Here is a 20,181-nt window from a genome sequence, read left to right as displayed (position 1 = left end):
TCACGGCTAATCTTGCCGCCAGCTGATGCCACGCGGTCGTGGCAAACATGAGGATAAAAATATGGCTACCACCACCCTTGGGGTCAAACTCGACGACCCAACCCGCGAGCGCCTGAAAGCCGCGGCTACCTCGATTGATCGCACGCCACACTGGCTGATCAAGCAGGCGATTTTCAATTACCTGGAAAAACTCGAGGGTGGTGCAACCCTGACCGAACTCAACGGTTTGACCCGTGTCGATGCCGATGACAGCGCAGAAGTGCAAGTCGACCACGCGCACCAGTGCTTCCTCGAGTTCGCTGAAAGCATCCTTCCGCAATCGGTACTGCGCGCTTCCATCACCGCCGCCTACCGTCGCCCGGAACCCGAAGTGGTGCCGATGCTGATCGAACAGGCGCGTCTGCCGGCTCCGATGGCCGAAGCCACCAACAAGCTGGCTGCCTCGATTGCCGAAAAACTGCGCAATCAGAAGAGCGCCGGTGGCCGTGCCGGCATCGTCCAGGGCCTGCTGCAGGAGTTTTCCCTGTCGTCCCAGGAAGGCGTGGCGCTGATGTGCCTGGCCGAAGCGCTGCTGCGCATCCCGGACAAAGGCACCCGCGACGCACTGATCCGCGACAAGATCAGCACCGGCAACTGGCAGCCGCACCTGGGTAACAGCCCGTCGCTGTTCGTCAACGCCGCCACCTGGGGACTGCTGCTGACCGGCAAACTGGTTTCCACCCATAACGAAGCCGGCCTGACTTCGTCCCTGAGCCGCATCATCGGCAAGAGCGGCGAGCCGATGATCCGCAAGGGTGTCGACATGGCCATGCGCCTGATGGGCGAGCAGTTCGTCACCGGCGAAACCATCGCTGAAGCCCTGGCCAACGCCAGCAAGTTCGAAAGCAAGGGCTTCCGCTATTCCTACGACATGCTCGGTGAAGCCGCACTGACCGAACATGACGCGCAGAAGTACCTGGCGTCCTACGAGCAAGCCATCCACTCGATCGGCAAGGCTTCCCACGGCCGTGGCATTTATGAAGGCCCAGGCATTTCCATCAAGCTGTCGGCCCTGCACCCACGCTACAGCCGCGCCCAGTACGAGCGCGTGATGGATGAGCTGTACCCACGCCTGCTGTCGCTGACCCTGCTGGCCAAGCAGTACGACATCGGCCTGAACATCGACGCCGAAGAAGCCGACCGCCTGGAACTGTCGCTGGATCTGCTCGAGCGCCTGTGCTTCGAGCCGCAACTGACCGGCTGGAACGGTATCGGCTTCGTCATCCAGGCTTACCAGAAGCGTTGCCCGTACGTGATCGACTACGTGATCGACCTGGCTCGCCGCAGCCGTCATCGCCTGATGATCCGCCTGGTGAAAGGCGCGTACTGGGACAGCGAAATCAAGCGCGCCCAGGTCGAAGGCCTGGAAGGCTACCCGGTCTACACCCGCAAGGTGTACACCGACGTTTCCTACATCGCCTGCGCACGCAAACTGCTGTCGGTACCAGAAGTCATCTACCCGCAGTTCGCCACGCACAACGCCCACACCCTGTCGGCTATCTACCATATCGCCGGTCAGAACTACTACCCGGGCCAGTACGAGTTCCAGTGCCTGCACGGCATGGGCGAACCTCTGTACGAACAAGTTGTAGGCAAGGTTTCCGAGGGCAAGCTGAACCGTCCGTGCCGCGTGTACGCACCGGTCGGCACCCACGAAACCCTGCTGGCTTACCTGGTACGCCGCCTGCTGGAAAACGGTGCGAACACTTCGTTCGTCAACCGCATCGCCGACCAGTCGATCTCCATTCAGGAACTGGTAGCCGATCCGGTGGCCAGCATCGAGCAAATGGCCACCCTGGAAGGCGGCTTCGGCCTGCCGCACCCGCGCATCCCGTTGCCGCGTGACCTGTACGGTTCCGAGCGCGCCAACTCCAGCGGCATCGACATGGCCAACGAACATCGCCTGGCTTCGCTGTCCTGCGCCCTGCTCGCCACCGCCCACAACAACTGGAAAGCCGCGCCGATGCTCGGTTGCGCCTCCAGCAGCGAAACCCCGGCCCCGGTATTGAACCCGTCGGACCTGCGTGATGTGGTCGGCCATGTCCAGGAAGCCACGGTCGAAGACGTCGACAATGCGATCCAGTGCGCCCTCAACGCCGCACCAATCTGGCAAGCCACGCCGCCGGCCGAGCGCGCCGCGATCCTGGAACGCGCTGCCGACCTGATGGAAGCCGATATCCAGCCGCTGATGGGCCTGCTCGCCCGTGAAGCCGGCAAGACCTTCGCCAACGCCATCGCCGAAGTGCGCGAAGCCGTGGACTTCCTGCGCTACTACGCCGTGCAGGCACGCAACGATTTCAGCAACGACGCCCACCGCCCACTGGGCCCAGTGGTGTGCATCAGCCCGTGGAACTTCCCGCTGGCAATCTTCAGCGGTCAAGTGGCGGCTGCTTTGGCTGCCGGTAACCCGGTACTGGCCAAACCGGCGGAGCAAACCCCGCTGGTGGCGGCCCAGGCCGTGCGCCTGATGCTCGAAGCCGGGATTCCCGAAGGCGTCCTGCAACTGCTGCCGGGCCGTGGCGAAACCGTCGGTGCCGGCCTGGTCGGCGACGATCGGGTCAAGGGCGTAATGTTCACCGGTTCCACCGAAGTGGCGCGCCTGCTGCAACGCAACATCGCCGGGCGCCTGGACTCCCAGGGTCGCCCAATCCCGCTGATCGCCGAAACGGGCGGCCAGAACGCGATGATCGTCGACTCTTCGGCACTGACCGAACAAGTCGTCATCGACGTGGTGTCCTCGGCCTTCGACAGTGCCGGCCAGCGTTGCTCGGCCCTGCGCGTACTGTGCCTGCAGGAAGATTCGGCTGATCGTGTGATCGAAATGCTCAAGGGCGCCATGGCCGAATCGCGCCTCGGCAACCCGGAGCGCCTGAACGTGGACATCGGCCCGGTGATCGACGCCGAAGCCAAGGCGGGCATCGAGAAGCACATCCAGGGCATGCGCGACAAAGGCCGCAGCGTGTACCAGGTGGCGATCGCCGACGGCGAGGAAATCAAGCGCGGCACCTTCGTCATGCCGACCCTGATCGAACTGGAAAGCTTCGATGAGCTGCAACGCGAGATCTTCGGTCCGGTGCTGCACGTGGTTCGCTACAAGCGCAAGGACATCGACCAGTTGATCGCGCAGATCAATGCGTCCGGCTACGGCCTGACCCTGGGCGTGCACACCCGCATCGACGAGACCATCGCCAAGGTGATCGACACCGTCAACGCCGGTAACGTCTACGTCAACCGCAACATCGTCGGTGCCGTGGTCGGCGTCCAGCCATTCGGCGGCGAAGGCCTGTCGGGTACCGGCCCGAAAGCCGGTGGCCCGCTGTACCTGTACCGCCTGCTGTCGACCCGTCCAAGCGACGCGATCGAGCAATCCTTCGCCCGCGCCGACGCCCAGACTGCACCGGATACCCGTCTGCGTGACGCCATGAGCAAGCCACTGACGGCCCTGAAAGCCTGGGCTGAAAGCAACAAGCTCAATGACCTGGGCGCCCTGTGTGCACAGTTCGCCAAGCAATCGCAAAGCGGCATCACTCGCACCCTGGCCGGCCCGACCGGCGAGCGCAACAGCTACGCGATCCTGCCCCGCGAACACGTGCTGTGCCTGGCGGAAGTCGAAGCCGACCTGTTGACCCAACTGGCCGCGGTATTGGCTGTAGGTGGTTCGGCTGTCTGGCCGGAAACCGAACTGAGCAAGAAGCTGTTCGCACGCTTGCCGAAGGATATTCAGGCACGCATCAAGCTGGTTTCCGACTGGAACAAGGACGAAGTGGTGTTTGATGCGGTGCTGCATCACGGCCATTCCGACCAGTTGCAAGCGGTGTGCCAGCAAGTGGCCAAGCGCGCCGGCGCGATTGTCGGCGTCCAGGGCTTGTCGCAGGGTGAGACCAACATTGCGTTGGAGCGCCTGGTGATCGAGCGTGCGTTGAGCGTTAACACCGCTGCGGCGGGTGGCAATGCGAGCTTGATGACGATCGGTTAACAATAACTCAGCTGGGCGTGTGCAACGCACGCCCAGCCTACGCCACCTCCTACTCTCTTCATACCTATCACTTCTGATAGGTATGTGAACTTTCCCTACCGCGCTAGCATGACCCAACCTAGACGGTTGTTTTGTAGTCCTTTAGGTAACATCAACTATCGGAGACTCAGAATGGACACCACACATGGCTCCAAAAAAGGAAAGGCTGAAATAGTCAAAAGCGTCATTTCCCTCCCTGCCAGAGATTTCCAGTTGTACTCCAAAATTGGCCAAACGGTTTACACCCAGGGTGGACAACCGCTCAAAATCATAAATCAAGAGTGGGAGATGAAAGCTGATGGCAGTTTCATCCACATAACAACACTGGAATAAGCGTGCATGAGCGGGCTCCAGTCCTTCGCTGGAGCCCGCTTCCAAACGGTGATTTTCCGCGACCGAATATCTCCCCGCTGCTTTGTTCATCCATCACTCACATCTATCTTCCTTTCAACCTCCAGCGCCGCCACTTAGACTCCGGCTCAATCCCACAAAGGTAAGCCGCCATGTCCGAGACGCTGCTCAGTTCCCGCAATCTGGCTTTCGAGCTGTATGAAGTCCTCGATGCCGAGGGCCTGACCCAGCGTGAGCGGTTCGCCGAGCACAGCCGCGAGACTTTCGATGCCGCCATTGGCACCGCTCGGACCATCGCCGAAAAATTCTTTGCCCCGCACAACCGCAAGGGTGACGAAAACGAGCCGCGCTACGAAGACGGCCAGGCGATCCTGATCCCGGAAGTCAAACCTGCCGTCGATGCGTTTCTCGAAGCCGGCTTCCTCAATGCCGCGCGCAGTTTCGAGGCCGGTGGCATGCAGTTGCCGACCTTGCTGTCGCAAGCCTGTTTCGCCCACTTCCAGTCGGCCAACGCGGCGTCGACTTCCTACCCGTTCCTGACCATGGGCGCGGCCAACCTGATCGAAAGCTTCGGCACCGACGAGCAGAAAGAGCGCTTCCTGCAGCCGATGATCGACGGCCGTTTCTTCGGCACCATGGCCCTCACCGAACCTCATGCCGGCTCGTCGTTGTCGGACATTCGTACCCGCGCCGAACCGGCCGCCGACGGCAGTTATCGGATCAAGGGCAACAAGATCTTCATCTCCGGTGGCGACCATCCGCTGTCGGAAAACATCGTGCATATGGTCCTCGCCAAGCTGCCGGACGCGCCGCCCGGGGTGAAGGGCATTTCGTTGTTTATCGTGCCCAAATTCCTGGTCAACGACGACGGCAGCCTGGGCCAGCGCAACGACGTGCTACTGGCCGGGCTGTTCCACAAGATGGGTTGGCGCGGGACGACTTCTACCGCGCTGAATTTCGGCGACAACGGGAACTGCGTCGGCTATCTGGTGGGCAAACCGCACCAGGGCTTGAGTTGCATGTTCCAGATGATGAACGAAGCACGGATCGGCGTCGGTATGGGTGCGGTGATGCTTGGCTACGCCGGCTATCTCTATTCGCTGGAATACGCCCGCGAACGCCCGCAGGGCCGCCTGCCGGACAGCAAGGATCCGACCACCGCGCCGGTGTCGATCGTCCAGCACGCCGACGTCAAGCGCATGCTGCTGACCCAGAAAGCCTACGTGGAAGGCGCCTTCGACCTCGGCTTGTACGCGGCCCGGCTGTTCGATGACACCACCACCCTTGAGACCGAAGCCGAACGCAAACAGGCCCACGAACTGCTCGACCTGCTGACCCCGATCGTCAAATCCTGGCCGTCGGAGTTTTGCCTGAAGGCCAACGAACTGGCGATCCAGATCCTCGGCGGCCACGGCTACACCCGCGAGTATCCGGTGGAGCAGTACTACCGCGACAACCGCCTGAACCCGATCCACGAAGGCACCCACGGCATTCAGTCGCTGGACCTGCTGGGACGCAAACTGGCGCAGAACGGTGGTGCCGGCTTGAAACAACTGATCCGCCTGATCGCCACCACCGGCGCGCGCGCTCAGGCGCACGAGTCTCTGGACGCACTGCGCGAACCACTGGAAACACTGGTGGCGCGCCTGCAAACCGTGACCATCGGCCTGCTGACCGATCTCGGCCAGGGCAAGGTCAACAGCAGCCTGGCGAATTCGGCGTTGTACCTGAAAGTGTTCGGCCATACGGTGATTGGCTGGCGCTGGCTGGAACAGGCGGTTCGGGCCGAGGAAGGGTTGCTCAAGGGCAACGCGGCGGATGTGGCTTTCTATAAAGGCAAGCTGCAGGCGGCGCGGTACTTCCTGACCTGGGAAGTGCCGGGCTGTCACCATGAGTTGGCGATTCTGGAAGCGCGGGATGATGTGTGCCTGGGGATGCAGGATGAGTGGTTCTGATCCCGGAACCCTGGTCTAGCTGAAATCCAATCGCGAGCAGGCTCGCTCCTACAGGCTGCATGAAACCTGTAGGATCGAGCCTGCTCGCGATGCATCAACACGTCAGCCCAGCTTGAACCCACCCATCTGCCGCGCCAGATCATCCGCCAGCCGCTGCAACGTCTGGCAATCCTCACGGCACGCCCGCACCTCCCCCGCCGTCGCCCGCGCCAGGTCGGAAATGCCCTGCACGTTGCGGTTGATTTCCTCGGTCACCGCCGACTGCTCTTCGGTCGCGGTTGCAACCTGGTGATTCATGTCGCTGATGCGCTCGACCTGCCCGGTAATGGCGGTCAACGAGGCGCCGGTGCGCTGGCTCGATTCAACACCAGTACCCGTTGCCGCCTGCCCGCTGTGCATGGATGACACGGCGTTCTGCGCCCCCTGCTTGAGGCTGCCGATCATCTGCTGAATCTCATCGGTGGACGACTGCGTGCGCCGCGCCAACGTGCGTACCTCGTCGGCGACCACGGCAAATCCGCGCCCCATGTCACCGGCCCGCGCCGCCTCAATCGCTGCGTTGAGCGCCAGCAGGTTGGTCTGCTCGGAAATCCCGCGGATCACCGCCAATACCTGATCGATCGACGCCACCTGGTCCGCCAACTCACCTACGGCGCTGGCAGCGACGCCAATTTCGTCGGACATGCTTTCTATATGGCGAATCGAACCACCGACCACTTCCCGCGCCTGCATCGCTTCATCTCGCGCACTTTGCGACGCGACAGCTGCGTTTCCGGCGTTTTGCGCAATTTCCTGCACCGTCAGACCCATTTCGTGGACAGCGGTGGCGACCATGTCGGTCATTTCCTGCTGGCGTCCGGAACGCTCGGCGGTGTTCTCCACGACAGTCGCCACCTGGCCGACCGCCACCCGCAAGCGCTCGCTGGTGGCCAGCACTTCGCCGATCATCTCGCGCTGACTGTCGAGGAACCGATTGAAGCCACGCGCCAGGTCACCCAGCTCATCGGCACGACTGGCATCGAGCCGATGGGTCAAATCGCCACCACCGCTACCGATAGCCACCAGCGCAGTTGTTACCTGACGAATCGGCCGCACCGGGCCACGGGCCAGCAGCACCACCAGCAACAGGCACATCAGCGCCACCGCCAGGCCAATACCGCTGCTCATCCACATGGCACGTCGGGCTTCGGCATAGATTTGCGACTGCGGCACTTCGGCCACCAGACTCCACCCCAGCCCTCGCAGCGGCATGCTTAGCGCCAGATAATCCTCACCGTCGCGGGCAAAGGTGCGACTGGTGGCGGTTTTTTGACCGATGATGGCCTGCGCCGCCGACTCGCCGATCTGCTCGGTCAAGGTGCGTTTGCCGCTCAATTGCGCCCCGGGATGGACCTGGATCAGCCCGTCGGAACGCACGAGATAGACCTTGCCGCGCTCGCCAAAGCTGAAGTTGTGAATCAGCTCGGATAACTCCTTCACGCTCAGGCCCAGCCCGGCAACACCCACCACCTTGCCGGCCTGCTCGACCTTGATATCGATGAACAGCGCCAATTCTCCGGTGGCGGTGTCATTGTCGATGTTGAGGGTGCGCGACTGATCGCTGTCCAGGAACGAAAAGTACCAGGCATCGCTGGGCTTGGCGCGGCTGAGGGTGCGATCCAGGCCTTTTTCAGTGATGTAGTGATGGGAAGCACCGCCGATGATCAGCGCGGTGAACGCCTTGTGTTCGGCGCGGATACCTTCCAGATACTGCGTGTAGGCGGGAATTTGCGCGCTGTCTTCACCTGCGGCCAGCCAGTCGCGCAGCATGCTGTTGCTGGCAATATCCCTGGCGGCGGTCAGGGGTTGGCCGAGGATACGCTCGATGTCGTTGCGCATCGCCTCGATGCTCGACGGCAGCGCCTGCTCGACCAGATAGTTCTGCGCAAGGCGGTTGACCACGAGGGTATAAATGCCAACCACGATCAGCACACTGACGAGCAGGGCAGTGCCCATACTCAGGATCAACTGCCATTGAATACTGCGTCGCCAGAACTGCATGAAGCACCCCCAAAGAGTAAGAGGCGAAACACACTGCAACTGCCATGCCGATTGTATACAACCAGTTCGACAATTTACTCTTTGGATGTGCTCACTGTGATCAACCCTGGCTGATCGTCTTGGCAATCACCTCAACCGTGGCGCTGACTTGCTCTTGATAACGGTCGAGTTCCTGCTGGTGGCGCTTTTGCATTTCCAGCTGCTTGGAGCACAGGTTCATCGCTGCCAGCACCAGCAGTTTGTCGCCGATCAGGGTCGGGTAGCGCTTCTTGGTCTCGGCCAGCGCCGCTTTCAACATCAGCGCCGCGTCCAGCAGGGTCTGCTCTTCCCCGGCCGGCGCCTTGATCGAATAGTCCTCCCCGAGAATCGAGACGACTTTCACCCCATCGACACCGTGGCTCATGCGCTGACAGGACCCGAGCTCACGCGCTCAACCAGGGCTTGAATGCGCGCAACGGTCGCGCCTTGCTTTTCTTCCTGTTCCATCAGGCTCAGTTGCAGGCTTTCGTTTTCATCCTTGGCCTGGGCCAGTTCGGCACTCAGGGCAGTGTTTTGGCCGAGCAGTTCCTGGTTCTGTTGCACCAGTTCGCTGACCAGTTGTTCCAATTGGCTGAGGGTTGTTTCCAACATTTTGATTTTCCGGGCATTTTCAAAGGGCGCGTAAGATAAAGAAAAGTCACCACAGGCGCCAGGGTTATTCAGGCGTGGAGCCTGGAATTGTCTGACAGGGACTTTCTCGCGAGTTTTAAAGACTGTGAATGCCCCTTCTGGTTCCCACCCTTCGTCATATCACCAGGCATGACATTCATTCTGCGGGGATGCTGGCGGGTTGAGTTTTTACTCGGCAAAAGCTTTTTGACAGCATCACATTTCAACAGGTTAGAATCGCTGGCACGCACGCTGCATGAGCAGTTTGCGCCTGTCTTTCCCTGCTTTGCGGAGTACTGCCTTTGAATGCGACGACCATCAACAGCCTGTTCTTGATCGGCGCGTTGCTGGTAGGTGCGAGCATTCTGGTGAGTTCACTTTCCTCGCGCCTGGGGATCCCGATCCTGGTGATCATCCTGGCCGTGGGCATGGCCGCCGGTGTCGATGGCGGCGGCATCATCTTCAACAACTACCCCACCGCGTACCTGGTCGGCAACCTGGCCCTGGCCGTGATCCTGCTCGACGGCGGGTTGCGCACGAGGGTGTCGAGCTTTCGCGTGGCGCTGTGGCCGGCGTTATCGCTGGCCACGGTCGGCGTATTGATCACCACCGGTTTGACCGGCATGGCAGCTGCCTGGTTGTTCGACCTGAACCTGATCCAGGGCCTGTTGATCGGCGCGATTGTCGGCTCGACCGATGCCGCGGCGGTGTTCTCGTTGCTCGGTGGCAAGGGCCTGAACGAGCGAGTCACCGCCAGCCTGGAAATCGAGTCCGGCAGCAACGACCCGATGGCGGTGTTCCTTACCGTCACCCTGATCGACATGCTCGCCAGCGGCCAGACCGGCCTGCACTGGAGCCTGCTGACCCACCTGCTGCGCGAATTCGGCATCGGCGGGCTGATCGGCCTGGGCGGCGGCTGGCTGATGCTGCAGATGGTCAACCGGATCAACCTGGCCACCGGCCTGTATCCGATCCTGGTGATCGCCGGCGGCCTGGTGGTCTTCGCCCTGACCAACGCCCTGCACGGTAGCGGCTTCCTCGCGGTGTACCTGTGCGGTTTGGTAATCGGCAACCGCCCGGTGCGCAGCCGCCACGGCATTTTGCACATGCTCGACGGCATGGCATGGCTGGCACAGATCGGCATGTTCCTGGTCCTCGGCCTGCTGGTCACCCCCCACGACCTGCTGCCCATCGCCGTGCCCGCCCTTGGCCTGGCGCTGTGGATGATCCTGTTCGCCCGCCCACTCTCGGTGATCGTCGGCCTGCTGCCGTTCAAAGCCTTCCATGGCCGGGAAAAGGTGTTCATTTCGTGGGTCGGCCTGCGCGGCGCGGTACCGATCATTCTGGCGGTGTTCCCGCTGATGGCCGGGCTGCCCAACGCCCAGCTGTATTTCAACCTGGCATTCTTTATCGTGCTGGTGTCGTTGCTGGTCCAGGGCACCAGCCTGCCGTGGGTCGCCAAGCTGTTGAAGGTGACGGTTCCACCCGAACCTGCACCGATTTCCCGTGCGGCCCTGGAAGTTCACGTGACCAGCGAATGGGAGCTGTTCGTGTATCGCCTCGGTGCTGAAAAATGGTGCATCGGTGCGGCACTGCGCGAGCTGAAAATGCCCGAAGGCACACGCATCGCGGCCCTGTTTCGCGGCCAGCAATTGCTCCATCCGTCGGGTAGTACGGTGCTTGAAGCCGACGATCTGCTCTGCGTCATCGGCCATGAACACAACCTCGCGGCCCTCGGAAAACTCTTCAGCCAGGCCCCCCAACGAGGCCTCGATCTGCGCTTCTTCGGCGACTTCGTGCTCGAAGGCGACGCCCAGCTGGGCGCGGTTTCCGCGCTGTACGGACTGCAGCTCGAAGGGGTCGATCCGGACATGCCGCTGGGCCGCTTCATCACCCAGAAAGTCGGTGGTGCCCCGGTGGTCGGTGACCAGGTGGAATGGAACAACACCATCTGGACAGTGGCGGTCATGGAGGGGAACAAGATTGCCAAAGTGGGCGTCAGATTCCCCGAAGGAAGTCGCCCCGGCCCCGGGTTGTTCCTCTAAACTCTTTTTTCGCCCTGCTTTTGATCGGTCACTATGCCAACCCTGCGTACATTTCTAGCGATAGCCCTGCTGGGGCTGAGTCTCTCCGTTGGCACCCTGCAAGCGGCCGAACCACCGTCCGCCGAAAGCGTCCAGAAGAGCCTGGACAACATTGCCGCGCGCAAACTGCCCGAGGCTGACCAGAAAGCCCTGCAGACCGTGCTGCAGCAGACCCTGACCCAGCTGTCGAACAAGAGCGATTATGAAAAACGCCTGAGCGACCTCAAGCAACAGCTGAGCACTGCCCCCAAGCAGAACCTCGAGAATCAGCGCGAGCTGGAGCGCCTCACCGCGACCAAAGTGGTGCCGGTGGCCCAGCGCTACGCCAACCTGACGGTGCCGCAACTGGAGCAGATGCTCACCGATCGCAGCACTCAGCAAAGTGACCTGCAAAAAGCCCTGGCCGACGCCAACAGCCTGATCATCACCGCGCAAACCCGGCCCGAGCGAGCCCAGGCGGAAATTGCCAGCAGCCAGTCGCGCATCCTGCAGATCAACAACATCCTCAAGGCCGGCAAGGATGGCGGCAAGACGCTGTCCGCCGAACAGCGCGACCAGCTCAATGCCGAACTCGCCGCGCTCAATGCGCTGATCCCGTTACGCCGCCAGGAACTGGCCGGCAACAGCCAACTGCAAGACCTGGGCAACAGCCAGCATGACCTGCTGATCGAGCGCACCGCGCGCATGGAGCAGGAAATCCAGGAGCTGCAGAACCTGATCAACCAGAAACGCCTGGCGCAATCCCAGGAGACGGTCACTCAGCAGTCGATCGAAGCGCAGAAGTCCGGCGGCAGCAGTTTGCTGGCCACCGAAAGCGCCGCCAACCTGAAGCTGTCCGATTACCTGCTCAAGAGCACCGATCGCCTCAACGAGCTGACCCAGCAGAACCTGCAGACCAAGCAGCAACTCGACATCGTGACCCAGAGCGATGCGGCCCTGGACGAGCAGATCAGCGTGCTCAAGGGCAGCCTGTTGCTGTCGAAAATTCTCTATAAACAGAAGCAGGCCCTGCCGCGTCTGCGGGTCGACCGCGACCTCGCCGATCAGATTGCCGACATCCGCCTGTATCAGTTCGAAGTCAATCAACAGCGCGAGCTGATCAGCAATCCCACCGCCTATGTGGATAACCTGCTGGCCTCGCAGCCGGCCGACCAGGTCACCCCGCAATTGCGCAAGAACCTGCTGGAACTGGCGTTCACCCGCGCCGATCTGCTGGAGCGGCTGAACCGCGAGTTGAGCGCATTGCTCAACGAATCCATCACCCTGCAACTGAACCAGAAGCAACTGCTCACCACCGCGTCGAATCTGCGCGCGACGCTGGATGAGCAGATGTTCTGGATTCCCAGCAACAAGCCGCTGGATCCGGAATGGATGCGCGGCGTGCCGTCGCGCCTGGAAAAACAGATCGACACCCTGCCGTGGATCTCCAGCCTCAGCGAACTCAGTGATGGCCTGATCCAGCGTCCGTTGCTGTTTACTCCGCTGGCACTGCTGATCGGCTTCCTGCTGTGGCGCCGCAAGTACCTGTATGCACGGCTGAACAAGGTTCACCAGGATATCGGGCACTTCAAGCGCGACAGCCAGTGGCACACCCCGCAGGCGATCCTGATCAACGTGCTGCTGGCGATGCCGGTCGCCCTGGCGCTGGCGTTGTGCGGCTATGCCTTGCAGTTCGACGCCCGTGGCCAGAACGCCAACCTCGGCGCCGCCCTGCTGCAAATCTCCCAGGCCTGGCTGGTGTTCTACACCGCCTACCGAATTCTCGCGCCCGGCGGCGTGGCCGAATTGCACTTCCGCTGGGAGCGCGCGCAGGTCGAATTCCTGCGGCGCTGGATCCGCCGCCTGGGCATCGTGGTGTTCGCCCTGGTGTCGGTGGTCTCGGTGGCCGAGTTGCAACCGGCGGCGCTGGCCGACGACGTGCTAGGCATCGCCGTGGTCCTGACCTGTTATGCGCTGATGGCCTGGCTGCTCAGCCGCCTGCTGCTCAACAGCCCGACCCACAACAATGCCTCGCTGTTTCGCAAGGCGGTGGGGGTATTGTTCACCGCCCTGCCCGTGGCCCTGTTCATCGCCGTGTGCTTCGGCTACTTCTACACCGCGCTGAAGCTCAGCGACCGGCTGATCAACACCCTGTACCTGCTGATGTTCTGGCTGGTGATCGAGGCCACTTTCGTCCGCGGCCTGGCCGTTGCCGCACGGCGCCTGGCCTACCAACGGGCACTGACCAAGCGCCTGGCGGCCAAGGAAGCCGGCGACGGCGAAGCGGTGGTCGAAGAGCCGACCCTGGACATCGAAAAGGTCAACGAGCAATCCCTGCGTCTGATCCGCCTGGCCTTGCTGGGTGGCTTCATCGCCGCGCTGTACTGGGTCTGGGCCGACCTGATCACCGTGTTCTCGTACCTCGATAACGTCACCCTGTACGAATACACCAGCGGCACCGGCGCCAACATGAGCATGGTGCCGATCAGTATCGGCGACATGCTCGGCGCGTTGATCATCATCGGCATCACCCTGGCCCTGGCGCGCAACCTGCCCGGCCTGCTGGAGGTGCTGGTGCTGTCCAAGCTCGACCTGGCCCAGGGCAGCGCCTACGCCACGACCACCCTGCTGACCTACGTGATCGCCGGCGTCGGCTTTGTCTCGACCCTGTCCACCCTCGGCGTCAGCTGGGACAAGCTGCAATGGCTGGTGGCAGCGCTGTCGGTCGGCCTGGGTTTCGGCATGCAGGAAATCTTCGCCAACTTCATCTCCGGGATCATGATCCTGTTCGAACGCCCGGTGCGGATCGGCGACACCATCACCATCGGCAACCTGTCGGGCACGGTGAGCAAGATCCGCATCCGCGCCACCACCATCACCGACTTCGACCGCAAGGACATCATCGTCCCGAACAAGACGTTCATCACCGGGCAACTGATCAACTGGTCGCTGACCGACACCGTCACCCGGGTGACCCTGAAACTCGGTGTGGACTACGGCTCGGACCTCGACCTGGTCAAGGAACTGCTGCTCAAGGCTGCTCGCGAGAACCCGCGCGTGCTGAAAGAGCCCGAGCCCCACGTGTACTTCCTGAACTTCGGCGAAAGCACCCTGGACCACGAACTGCGCGTGCATGTGCGCGACCTCGGCGACCGCAACCCGGTGCTCGACGAGATCAACCGTTTCATCAATCGCGAGTTCAAGAAGCAGCACATCAACATTTCGTTCCGGCAGATGGAGGTCTACTTGAAGAACCTGCACGGCCAGGAATACAAAATGGTGCCGATCGAGCCAGAGGCAAAAACCATCGTTCCGGCCAAGGACCTGCCCGCCGAGCAACAGCCGCCCGCGCCCAAACTCGACTAACAGCGCAATCCCCAGCAGAATGCTCGGACATTCTGCTGGAGATGGCCGTTGAAAGCCCTCGACGAACTGACCTTCGACAACCGCTTCGCCCGCCTGGGCGACGCGTTCTCAACCCACGTCCTGCCCGAGCCCATCAGCGAACCACGACTGGTGGTAGCCAGCCCTGCCGCCATGGCGCTGCTCGACCTCGACCCGGCCGTGGCCGAGAGCCCGGTATTTGCCGAACTGTTCGGCGGCCACAAGCTATGGGCCGAGGCCGAGCCACGGGCGATGGTGTACTCCGGGCATCAGTTCGGCTCCTACAACCCGCAACTGGGTGATGGACGCGGGCTGCTGCTCGGCGAGGTGTATAACCAGGCGGGGGAACACTGGGACTTGCACCTCAAGGGTGCCGGGCAGACGCCCTACTCGCGCATGGGTGATGGCCGGGCCGTATTGCGTTCGTCGATCCGCGAATTTCTCGCCTCTGAAGCCCTGCAGGCATTGGGCATTCCAAGCTCCCGCGCGCTGTGCGTGATCGGCTCGAACACCCCGGTGTGGCGCGAGAAGCAGGAAAGAGCGGCCATGGTCCTGCGCCTGGCACCCAGCCACGTCCGTTTCGGTCATTTTGAGTATTTCTACTACACCAAGCGCCCCGAGCAGCAGAAGGCCCTCGGTGAGCACGTGTTGGCCATGCACTTCCCCGAATGCCTGGAACAACCGGAGCCTTATCTGGCGATGTTCCGCGAAATCGTCGAACGCAACGCCGAACTGATCGCCAAATGGCAAGCCTATGGCTTCTGCCATGGGGTGATGAACACCGACAACATGTCGATCCTCGGCATCACCTTCGATTTCGGGCCGTTCGCTTTTCTCGACGACTTCGACGCCAACTTCATCTGCAACCACTCCGATGACCAGGGTCGCTACTCGTTCAGCAACCAGGTGCCGATCGGCCAGTGGAACCTCAGCGCCCTGGCGCAAGCACTGACCCCGTTCATCAGCGTCGAAGCGCTGCGCGAAACCCTCGCCCTGTATCTGCCACTGTTCCAGGCCCACTACCTGGACCTGATGCGCCGCCGCCTGGGCCTGACCACCGGCGAAGAAAACGATCAGGCGCTGGTCGAGCAACTGCTGCAGCTGATGCAGGGCAGCGCCGTCGACTACAGCCTGTTCTTGCGCCGCCTCGGCGAGGAAAGCGCCGAGTTGGCGGTTGCTCGCCTGCGGGATGACTTTGTCGATATCAAGGGTTTCGATGCCTGGGCCGAACGCTACTGCGCCCGCGTGGCCCGTGACGCCGACGATGACCAGAACGAACGTCGCCGGCGCATGCACGCGGTCAACCCGCTGTACATCTTGCGCAACTACCTTGCGCAGGAGGCCATCGACGCAGCCGAGGCCGGCGATTACTCGGTAGTCCGGCGCCTGCACGAGGTGTTGAGCGATCCGTTCAACGAACAACCCGGCATGGCCCACTTCGCGGAACGGCCACCGGAATGGGGCAAGCACCTGGAAATCAGCTGTTCGTCGTAAAAGCCGTCAGATAAAGGTTTCGACCGACACGCCGAAGCGCTCGGCCAACCAGCGGACCTGCCGCAGGTTGAGCTGGCGCTTGCCGCTGAGGATTTCCGAGACCACCGACTGCGCGCCGACCCCGGGCAGTTCGCTCTGGCTCAGGCCGTGCTCGCGCATCATGTAGCGCAACGCATCCACCCCACTGGCCAGCGGCATTGGCCGGTGCTGCTGGTCGTAGGCTTCGATCCAGTCGCTGAGGATATCCACCAGGCTCATGAGCGGGCTGGATTCGTCCTCACCCACCAGCTCCAGCAGTTCATCGAGGGCGGTCACCAGCACGTCGTAATCCGCTTCATTCTTGGGTTTGCGCAGCAGTGGCGCAATGAAGTGCCAGTGTTCCGCAGCTTGCTTGATCAGAACGCTCATGGACGCTCCTCCTTCCATTTTCCCTTGTCATATTCACGGTGATCCAACACCTGTTTGATATACAGCCGTTGCGCCTTGAAATGCACCACGGCAATAAGGCGCAGCTTGTTGCCACCGATGTCGAACACATGCAGCGAACCCACCCGGTCCGTTGCCGGAAACATCGCCTTCAATTGCGCGAAATCCCGAGGATTGTTGCGCTTGACCAGGCGGTACCACTGATCCAATGCAGTGGCTGAATGCGGCCACTGCGCCTTGGCTTCCCAGATTCGCTTTTCGGTAATCACATGCATGCAATCTCCTTATCGCACTTTGCTATGGTTAGTTAATCACAGATTGCGAGTATCGCAAGATGCGATAACGCAAGACTGACCAACGGTGATTCGAGTTTCATCAGCCTAGGCAGCGGATGCCGTATAGCCCGATTGAAATTGTCAGGCTTTGTCTCCAGATAAGGGATATCCGCCTTTGATTGGACCCCTGCCATGACCGACCCACTGCTCATACCCTGCCCGCACTGCAACGGCCTCAACCGCATTCCCGCTGAACGCCTGGGCGACCAGCCAAAGTGCGGGCGCTGCAAGGCCGAGGTGCTGTTGAACAAACCTTTCGATTTGAAGCAGGGCGATTACGCCAGCCAGATCAAGGGTGACCTGCCGTTGCTGGTGGATGTGTGGGCTGACTGGTGCGGGCCATGCAAGTCGTTTGCGCCGATATTTGCGCAAGCGGCCGGGCAGTTGCAGGGTAAATGCCGGCTGGCCAAGCTCGACAGCGAGACCAATCAGCAGTTGTCGGCGCAACTGGGGATCCGTTCGATCCCCAGCCTGATCCTGTTCAGGAACGGCCGCGAAGTGGCCCGCCAGAGCGGGGCGCTGCCGCTACCTCAGTTGCTGGCGTGGCTGCGTAGCCAGGGCATCTGAGGCGCAGCCGCTATTCAGGAATGCTCCAGCAGATTGTGCAACTCGACGAACTGCTGGGTCAGCTTGTGCCGAGGGTCCAGGTGGATCAACGGCATGTTGGCCTGGTGCGATTCGCGCATCCGCACCGAACTGCCCAGGTACACCGGAAGAACCGGCAAGCCTTCGGCAATCAACTCGTCGAGCATCTGCTGAGGCAGACTGGCGCGAGCCTGGAACTGGTTGACCACGATGCCTTCGACCTGCAGATCTTCGTTGTGGTCCTCTTTCAATTCTTCGATTTCCGCCATCAGGCCGTATAGCGCCTGGCGCGAGAAACTGTCGCAGTCGAAGGGGATCAATACGCGATCAGCGGCGATCAACGCGGAAACCGCATAGAAATTCAGGGCTGGCGGGGTGTCGAGGTAAATCCGGTCGTAATCTTCCGACAACTCTTCGAGCAGTTTGCGCAGCTTGTTGATCTTGTGCTTGGCCTCGAGCTTGGGCTGCAAGTCGGCCAGTTCAGCCGTAGCAGTAATCACGTGCAGGTTATCGAACGGAGTTTCGTAGATATCCACCCGGTTTTTCTTGGAGAACGGCCCGGACGACAGGGTCTGCTTGAAAAAGTCGGCAATGCCCATCGGGATATCTTCGCCGGTCAGGCCCGTGAGGTATTGAGTGGAGTTGGCCTGGGCATCGAGATCCACCAGCAGGGTGCGATACCCCTCGCTGGCACTGACCGCCGCCAGATTGCAGGCAATACTGGACTTGCCCACCCCACCTTTCTGATTGAACACCACGCGCCGCATTGCAAAACCTCCGTGTATCAAAGAATGATCGAGTGTAGTAGCCGACTACGCTGCTTAGCTACCTCGGCGGCATACGGACTACAGAGTCATTTGCAATCTCTTCGGAAAAATCAGCGATTTCATGAATTGTCCGAGGAAAAATCCTGCAGACATTAGTCGCTTGAGAACGCACATCATCCATTGAACAAAATGTAACCAACGTTTGCTACACACCAACGGCACCGGGATAATGCGCGACATTCGGCCCTCGTGCCACGCCAGTTCAGTGGCCATTCAAAGCGGCTCACCGCGTCAAGACAGCCCGCAGGGGCGGGATGAATTTCAAGTGATCAGATTCAGCATCGCCCAATGGCGCGCGTGGGCCCCTGGGCTCGCAAGCGTGGACGACTGGCAAGCCTGGAGCCGGCAACCGGTGCGGCTTGCGAGCAGCGATGGCGCACCCGATGTGTCCTTCCTGCCCGCCATGCAGCGACGCCGCCTCAGCCGCCTGGCCCGCATGGCCTTCAGCGTCGGCTGGCCACTGGCCGAAGGCCGCGAGGCCCTGCCCCTGGTGTTCGTCTCGCGCCACGGTGAAACCCCGCGCACCTTCGAGATCCTCAGCGACCTGGCCAGGGAGCAGCCGCTGTCGCCCACCGGTTTCAGCCTGTCGGTGCATAACGCAATCATCGGCCTGTGGTCGATCATGCGCGGCGAAACCAGCGAAATGACCGCCCTGGCCGCTGCCGGTGACGGCCTTGAGCACGGCATGCTCGAAGCGGCGGCGCTGCTGGACGAAGGCGCGCCGGCGGTCTTGCTGGTGATCAGCGAAGACCAGCCACCCGAGGCCTACTCGCCGTGGATCGACGACGTGCCTTTCCCCTATGCTGTCGGCCTGTTGATAACTCCCGGAAATGACTGGCAGCTGACCCTGAACAGCGCGCCCGATTCGTTGTCCAAACGCCACTGGCCGCACGCGCTGAACGTGCTGCGTACCCTGCTCGGCCAGGAGACCACCTGCCAACATGCCTGGAAAAATCGTGTATGGACCTGGCAACGCAACCCGTGACCGAAAAAAACCGCGACGCCTACTACTGGCGGCTGCTGGCGACCGCCGCAAGCTTTGCCCTGTTCGGGTTGGGCGGCCTGTGCCTGCGCCTGGTGGTTTTTCCCGTGCTGGGGTGGCTGCCCGGTGATGCCTACACCCATCGTCAGCGGGCACGCCGTACCGTCAGCTGGCTGTTCTGGTGCTTCGTGCGCTTCATGGCTCGCACCGGCGTACTGACCTACGAGATCCAGGGCGCGGAGCGACTGGGCCGTCCGGGACAAATGATCATGGCCAACCACCCGTCGCTGATCGACGTGGTGTTCCTCATCGGCCTGGTGCGCCACGCCAACTGCGTGGTCAAGCAAAGCCTGTGGGACAATCCTTTCACCGGCACTCCGCTACGCTGCAGCGACTACATCAGCAACGATGGCAGCATGGACATGCTCGACACTGCAGCCGACGCCCTGAAACACGGCCAGACCCTGATCATTTTTCCCGAAGGTACCCGCACCCAGCCCGGCCAGCCGCCGGTGTTCCACCGTGGCGGCGCGTCGATTGCGCTGCGCGGTGCGAGCGTGCTGACGCCGGTGATCATCAAGGTCAGCCCCAGCACCCTGACCAAGGCCGAGCCCTGGTACCGCATTCCCGCCCGTCGCGTGCACTTCAGCATTCGCGTCGGCACTGATATCGACCCGCAGGCGTTTGCCGGCACAGGCTCTGCACCGCAGGCCTCGCGCAAGCTCAACGACTATTTGCACCACTACTACATCAAGGAGCTCGCCACAGATGAGCGATCTGAACCGTGATTTGAAACAGCTGATCATCGATGCCCTGGGCCTGGAGGACATCGGCGTCGACGACATCAACGATCAAGACCCGCTGTTCGGCGAGGGCCTGGGCCTGGACTCGGTAGATGCGCTGGAACTGGGCCTGGCCATCCAGAAAAAGTACGGCATCAAGATCGATGCCGACGCCAAGGACACCCGCGATCACTTCAGCAACGTGGCGAGCCTTGCGGCATTCGTCACCGCTAAACAGGCAGCTTGAGACCGGAC

16 protein-coding genes and 1 pseudogene are annotated in these 20,181 nt (G+C 61.6%); 9 read left to right on the top strand and 8 right to left on the bottom strand.

Features of this window, described 5'->3' with window-relative positions; all coding sequences use genetic code 11:
• Nucleotides 1-61: 61 nt before the first annotated feature.
• Entirely contained in the window at nucleotides 62-4,015 is a 3,954-nt protein-coding gene (gene putA, locus ACZYR5_RS09135) for a trifunctional transcriptional regulator/proline dehydrogenase/L-glutamate gamma-semialdehyde dehydrogenase (RefSeq protein ID WP_489089322.1), read from the top strand.
• Between the two features lie 141 nt (nucleotides 4,016-4,156).
• Here putA and ACZYR5_RS09130 read toward each other — a convergent pair whose 3' ends face one another.
• Nucleotides 4,157-4,477: a hypothetical protein gene (locus tag ACZYR5_RS09130; protein WP_489089321.1), complete on the bottom strand. Its 321-nt coding sequence runs from the start codon at nucleotides 4,475-4,477 to the stop codon at nucleotides 4,157-4,159.
• An 80-nt stretch (nucleotides 4,478-4,557) separates the two neighbouring features.
• Between ACZYR5_RS09130 and ACZYR5_RS09125 the strand changes: the two genes are divergently transcribed.
• Complete coding sequence (locus tag ACZYR5_RS09125; RefSeq protein WP_489089320.1) at nucleotides 4,558-6,360, top strand: acyl-CoA dehydrogenase; 1,803 nt, start codon at nucleotides 4,558-4,560, stop codon at nucleotides 6,358-6,360.
• A gap of 102 nt (nucleotides 6,361-6,462) precedes the next feature.
• Here the strand turns inward: ACZYR5_RS09125 and ACZYR5_RS09120 are convergent, their stop codons facing one another.
• The 4 genes and pseudogenes from ACZYR5_RS09120 to ACZYR5_RS09105 all read right to left on the bottom strand — a co-directional run bounded on the left by ACZYR5_RS09120 (nucleotide 6,463) and on the right by ACZYR5_RS09105 (nucleotide 9,030).
• Nucleotides 6,463-7,194: a methyl-accepting chemotaxis protein gene (locus ACZYR5_RS09120; protein WP_489089530.1), complete on the bottom strand. Its 732-nt coding sequence runs from the start codon at nucleotides 7,192-7,194 to the stop codon at nucleotides 6,463-6,465.
• 132 nt (nucleotides 7,195-7,326) lie between these two features.
• A pseudogene (locus ACZYR5_RS09115) lies at nucleotides 7,327-8,238 on the bottom strand (HAMP domain-containing protein); the annotation flags it as partial.
• A 262-nt stretch (nucleotides 8,239-8,500) separates the two neighbouring features.
• Complete coding sequence (locus ACZYR5_RS09110) at nucleotides 8,501-8,803, bottom strand: cell division protein ZapA (RefSeq protein WP_489089319.1); 303 nt, start codon at nucleotides 8,801-8,803, stop codon at nucleotides 8,501-8,503.
• On the bottom strand, nucleotides 8,800-9,030 hold the full coding sequence (locus ACZYR5_RS09105; RefSeq protein WP_489089318.1) for a hypothetical protein: 231 nt from the start codon (nucleotides 9,028-9,030) through the stop codon (nucleotides 8,800-8,802). The genes ACZYR5_RS09110 and ACZYR5_RS09105 overlap by 4 nt, the downstream gene beginning before the upstream one ends.
• Nucleotides 9,031-9,350: 320 nt before the next feature.
• On the opposite strand from ACZYR5_RS09105, the gene ACZYR5_RS09100 reads away from it, so the two are divergent.
• From ACZYR5_RS09100 to selO, 3 genes are read left to right on the top strand one after another with little or no spacing between them, the layout of a single operon-like run.
• Nucleotides 9,351-11,093 (top strand): potassium/proton antiporter, encoded by a 1,743-nt coding sequence (locus tag ACZYR5_RS09100; protein WP_489089317.1) that lies wholly within the window; start codon nucleotides 9,351-9,353, stop codon nucleotides 11,091-11,093.
• A 33-nt stretch (nucleotides 11,094-11,126) separates the two neighbouring features.
• Entirely contained in the window at nucleotides 11,127-14,477 is a 3,351-nt protein-coding gene (gene mscK / locus ACZYR5_RS09095; RefSeq protein ID WP_489089316.1) for a mechanosensitive channel MscK, read from the top strand.
• Nucleotides 14,478-14,525: 48 nt separating this feature from the next.
• The gene (gene selO / locus ACZYR5_RS09090; protein ID WP_489089315.1) at nucleotides 14,526-15,989 is read left to right on the top strand and encodes a protein adenylyltransferase SelO; all 1,464 of its coding nucleotides are present in this window, start codon (nucleotides 14,526-14,528) and stop codon (nucleotides 15,987-15,989) included.
• Nucleotides 15,990-15,995: 6 nt separating this feature from the next.
• Here selO and ACZYR5_RS09085 read toward each other — a convergent pair whose 3' ends face one another.
• The gene (locus tag ACZYR5_RS09085; RefSeq protein WP_489089314.1) at nucleotides 15,996-16,397 is read right to left on the bottom strand and encodes a helix-turn-helix domain-containing protein; all 402 of its coding nucleotides are present in this window, start codon (nucleotides 16,395-16,397) and stop codon (nucleotides 15,996-15,998) included.
• Nucleotides 16,394-16,690, bottom strand: coding sequence for a type II toxin-antitoxin system HigB family toxin (locus ACZYR5_RS09080; RefSeq protein WP_489089313.1), 297 nt, complete (start codon nucleotides 16,688-16,690; stop codon nucleotides 16,394-16,396). The genes ACZYR5_RS09085 and ACZYR5_RS09080 overlap by 4 nt, the downstream gene beginning before the upstream one ends.
• Before the next feature lie 192 nt (nucleotides 16,691-16,882).
• Between ACZYR5_RS09080 and trxC the strand changes: the two genes are divergently transcribed.
• The gene (gene trxC / locus ACZYR5_RS09075) at nucleotides 16,883-17,317 is read left to right on the top strand and encodes a thioredoxin TrxC (RefSeq protein ID WP_489089312.1); all 435 of its coding nucleotides are present in this window, start codon (nucleotides 16,883-16,885) and stop codon (nucleotides 17,315-17,317) included.
• Nucleotides 17,318-17,331: 14 nt separating this feature from the next.
• Here trxC and ACZYR5_RS09070 read toward each other — a convergent pair whose 3' ends face one another.
• Complete coding sequence (locus ACZYR5_RS09070) at nucleotides 17,332-18,102, bottom strand: ParA family protein (RefSeq protein WP_489089311.1); 771 nt, start codon at nucleotides 18,100-18,102, stop codon at nucleotides 17,332-17,334.
• Nucleotides 18,103-18,427: 325 nt separating this feature from the next.
• On the opposite strand from ACZYR5_RS09070, the gene ACZYR5_RS09065 reads away from it, so the two are divergent.
• From ACZYR5_RS09065 to ACZYR5_RS09055, 3 genes are read left to right on the top strand one after another with little or no spacing between them, the layout of a single operon-like run.
• Nucleotides 18,428-19,147: a beta-ketoacyl synthase chain length factor gene (locus tag ACZYR5_RS09065; protein WP_489089310.1), complete on the top strand. Its 720-nt coding sequence runs from the start codon at nucleotides 18,428-18,430 to the stop codon at nucleotides 19,145-19,147.
• Complete coding sequence (locus tag ACZYR5_RS09060; RefSeq protein ID WP_489089309.1) at nucleotides 19,123-19,932, top strand: lysophospholipid acyltransferase family protein; 810 nt, start codon at nucleotides 19,123-19,125, stop codon at nucleotides 19,930-19,932. Before ACZYR5_RS09065 ends, ACZYR5_RS09060 begins: the two co-directional genes overlap by 25 nt.
• Complete coding sequence (locus ACZYR5_RS09055; protein ID WP_489089308.1) at nucleotides 19,913-20,173, top strand: phosphopantetheine-binding protein; 261 nt, start codon at nucleotides 19,913-19,915, stop codon at nucleotides 20,171-20,173. The genes ACZYR5_RS09060 and ACZYR5_RS09055 overlap by 20 nt, the downstream gene beginning before the upstream one ends.
• Nucleotides 20,174-20,181 lie beyond the last annotated feature (8 nt).

This window comes from Pseudomonas sp. F007, from assembly GCF_057814275.1.
Note: the sequence above shows the minus strand (reverse complement) of the source record. Positions and strands in the feature narration are given on the sequence as shown.

Bases quoted from the DNA above. Each gene is read 5' to 3' on its own strand.
- putA (WP_489089322.1), top strand. From the start codon at position 62: ATGGCTACCACCACCCTTGGGGTCAAACTCGACGACCCAACCCGCGAG.
- ACZYR5_RS09130 (WP_489089321.1), bottom strand. From the start codon at position 4,477: ATGAACAAAGCAGCGGGGAGATATTCGGTCGCGGAAAATCACCGTTTG.
- ACZYR5_RS09125 (WP_489089320.1), top strand. From the start codon at position 4,558: ATGTCCGAGACGCTGCTCAGTTCCCGCAATCTGGCTTTCGAGCTGTAT.
- ACZYR5_RS09120 (WP_489089530.1), bottom strand. From the start codon at position 7,194: ATGGTCGCCACCGCTGTCCACGAAATGGGTCTGACGGTGCAGGAAATT.
- ACZYR5_RS09110 (WP_489089319.1), bottom strand. From the start codon at position 8,803: ATGAGCCACGGTGTCGATGGGGTGAAAGTCGTCTCGATTCTCGGGGAG.
- ACZYR5_RS09105 (WP_489089318.1), bottom strand. From the start codon at position 9,030: ATGTTGGAAACAACCCTCAGCCAATTGGAACAACTGGTCAGCGAACTG.
- mscK (WP_489089316.1), top strand. From the start codon at position 11,127: ATGCCAACCCTGCGTACATTTCTAGCGATAGCCCTGCTGGGGCTGAGT.
- ACZYR5_RS09085 (WP_489089314.1), bottom strand. From the start codon at position 16,397: ATGAGCGTTCTGATCAAGCAAGCTGCGGAACACTGGCACTTCATTGCG.
- ACZYR5_RS09080 (WP_489089313.1), bottom strand. From the start codon at position 16,690: ATGCATGTGATTACCGAAAAGCGAATCTGGGAAGCCAAGGCGCAGTGG.
- trxC (WP_489089312.1), top strand. From the start codon at position 16,883: ATGACCGACCCACTGCTCATACCCTGCCCGCACTGCAACGGCCTCAAC.
- ACZYR5_RS09070 (WP_489089311.1), bottom strand. From the start codon at position 18,102: ATGCGGCGCGTGGTGTTCAATCAGAAAGGTGGGGTGGGCAAGTCCAGT.
- ACZYR5_RS09060 (WP_489089309.1), top strand. From the start codon at position 19,123: ATGGACCTGGCAACGCAACCCGTGACCGAAAAAAACCGCGACGCCTAC.
- ACZYR5_RS09055 (WP_489089308.1), top strand. From the start codon at position 19,913: ATGAGCGATCTGAACCGTGATTTGAAACAGCTGATCATCGATGCCCTG.